This window comes from Cobetia sp., assembly GCF_983723665.1.
Window position 1 is genome coordinate 32085 of the sequence record NZ_CFDJES010000005.1, and the last position, 2921, is coordinate 35005.

Sequence of the window (2921 nt, forward strand, 5' to 3'; positions counted from 1 at the left end):
GGTGGGCAGGGCAGAGGTGGCGTGCGAAACGGACTATGCCGATGTGCCACGCCTTGGGTATGCTGAGCATTACTGTAACAAGACGTGTAGCCCAAGGAGATCATCATGCCCGACACACCGGATCTCTCGACCTGTTCCAGTTATCCCGTTCCCCCACGGCGGCCGAGCACGGCTGAGGCCGTGGGCGAGCCGCGTCCCGTGCCCAGGGGCTGGCCCGAGGAGTCACTGACCCGCCGGCTCTCGACCTATCTGGGTCAACCGCTCGAGCCGCTGGCGCTCGCCTGGCCGGATAGCGCCAACTGGCTATGGCGCCAGCGTGGCGGCACGCCCGGCCTCATCAAGCTGGCGCGCACCGGCCCAGACCATGACCCCTTCTGGCGCGCCATGCGCGGGGTCTTCGGCGCCGATCGCTGGGCGACGCCGGAGGGCCTGACGCGACTAGCGGGCGCCTTGCCCGCGCGTCTGCCGATTCCGCCACTGCCCCTGACCTTTCTGGGGCGTCTCGATGGCGCGCCCATCTGGCACCTGCCGTGGTCCAGCGGGCAGCCGAGCGATCTCAGCATCACCTTCTGTGAGCTGCTGGGCGACCAGCTTGGTCGCCTGCATCAGGACACGGTGTCCGGCTTCGGCCAGCCGCTGGCGCAGCCGATGCCGCTATTGCACTGGAATACCCGCGTCACGCGCTTTCTTGCCCATCACCCGCGTCGCGCGGAGCTTGGCACGCTGCTCAAGCGCACCTTCCCGGCACCGACTCGCGCGGTGTGGTGTCTGCCGGACATGCGTGCCGATCAATACCTGTGCGCCGCCACCGGCTGGGTATGGAGCGATTGGGAAGCGCTGGTGTGGGCGCCGATCGAGTTCGACTGGGCGCTGGTGGAGTTGCTGCTGGAAACGCCGGAGCAGCGTCAGGCCTTCATGAAGGGCTATTCGCGCCATGGGCGCATGATCGATCTCGACGGCCAGCGCGAGCTGTGCCGTGCGCTGTTGTGGGCGATGGAGGCCTTCGGTCCGCGGCCCTATGCTGAGCTTGCGGCAGCCCCAGCCTGGGTCTCGCCGCGTAGCCTGGCGTGAAATCCGCGTGCTGCACGCTGCAAGTACATGAAAGGTGTGAAATTTCTCTGCAGCCCCATCGCTGACATGGAATACTGTGGGTGAGTCGTCATGGACGTCACTCGAGATCTGATGTAGGGCTTGGCGGGGGAGCACTCGTGGTAGAGAACCTGAATTATTATTTCTTGCTGGCAGGCACGCTGATCGCCTTGAGCGTGTTGGCCAGCCGCGTCTCGGCGCGTCTTGGCATGCCGCTGCTACTGCTGTTCCTCGGCCTTGGCATGCTGGCGGGTGAAGATGGCGTACTGGGCATCCAGTTCGACGACGCCTCATCCGCTTACATGATCGGTAACCTGGCGCTGGCGCTCATCCTGCTCGATGGCGGCCTGCGCACGCGGCTGTCCACGTTTCGTGCCGGCCTGAAACCGGCACTGGTGCTGGCCACCGTCGGGGTCTTCATGACCAGCGGTCTGGTGGGCCTTCTGGCCATGTGGCTGTTTGATCTCACCCTGATCGAAGGCCTGCTGGTCGGAGCCATCGTCGGCTCCACCGATGCCGCGGCGGTCTTCTCGCTGCTGGGCGGCCAGGGCGTTCACCTCAATGAGCGTGTCGGTGCGACGCTGGAAATCGAGTCCGGCACCAACGACCCGATGGCGATCTTCCTGACCATCACGCTGGCCGAGATCCTGACCGGTCAGCTCTCCGGCGTCGCGTCGGGCATCATGAGCTTCCTGCTGCAGTTCGGTGTCGGCGCCGCCATGGGCATCGCCGGCGGCTGGCTGATCGCCCGTCTGATGCGCTATCTGGACCTCGCGCCCGGCCTCTACTCGCTGCTGGCGCTGGCGCTGGGCCTGAGTCTGTTCGCCACCACCAACGAGATGGGCGGCAGTGGTTTCCTTGCCATCTATCTGTGCGGCCTGATGATCGGCAATCACCCCGGCCGGCATCTGGAGCACATCCTACCGGTGCATGATGGCCTGGCGCATCTCTCGCAGATCGTGCTGTTCCTGATGCTGGGCCTTCTGGTCTCGCCCTCGACCATGCTGCAGTTCGCGCTGCCGGCCGCCATCCTCAGCGTGGCGCTGATTCTGGTGGTGCGCCCGCTGGCGGTCATCCTGTGTCTCAAGCCGTTCTTCCGCTTCCGCTGGCGCGAGCTGTGGTTCATCAGCTGGGTCGGGTTGCGAGGGGCGGTGCCGATCGTGCTGGCGATCTTCCCGGTGATCACCGGGGTCGAGAATGCCGGTCTCTACTTCAATGTCGCCTTCTTCGTGGTCATCATCTCGCTGCTGGTGCAGGGCTCGTCGCTGGCGCCGATGGCGCGCAAGCTGCGGGTGGTGGTGCCGCCGGGCGCACAGCCCAGTCGCCGCAACCTGCTCGGCATCATGCCGGTCAATGACTACGAGATGCTGGTCTATCGCGTCGACAACACGGCGCTGGAAGGCGTGGCGCTGCGCATGCTGCGCTTCCCGTCGGGGGCCAAGGTCGGGGCGCTGTTCCGCAACAAGGTGCTGATCCACCCCAAGGGCAGCACCTGCCTGCATCAGCAGGATGTGCTGTGCGTGGTGGGGCGCTCCTGTGATGTGCCGAGCCTCAACCGCATGTTCAATGGCGAGAGTCTGCAGCACGAGCAACGCGCCTTCTTCGGGACCTTCACGCTGGAAGGCGATGCCAACATGCAGGATATCGCCGATGTCTACGGCTTGACGCTCTCCCAGGGCGAGCACCACCTGACCATCGCCGAATTCATCACCCGGCGAGTCGGCGGGGTGCCGGTGGTCGGCGACGATGTCGACTGGCATGGTATCCACTGGGTGGTGAACGAGGTGGAAGGCAATCGCATCACCAAGGTCGGCCTGCGACTGCACTGAGTC

2 protein-coding genes are annotated in these 2921 nt (G+C 65.4%); both read left to right on the forward strand.

The features are described 5' to 3' along the window. Window positions 1-105 precede the first annotated feature (105 nt). Window positions 106-1071, forward strand: coding sequence for a phosphotransferase family protein (locus tag AC4FAH_RS01285; RefSeq protein WP_225347838.1), 966 nt, complete (start codon window positions 106-108; stop codon window positions 1069-1071). A gap of 137 nt (window positions 1072-1208) precedes the next feature. Next, window positions 1209-2918 (forward strand): potassium/proton antiporter, encoded by a 1710-nt coding sequence (locus AC4FAH_RS01290; protein ID WP_131431696.1) that lies wholly within the window; start codon window positions 1209-1211, stop codon window positions 2916-2918. Window positions 2919-2921: the final 3 nt, after the last annotated feature.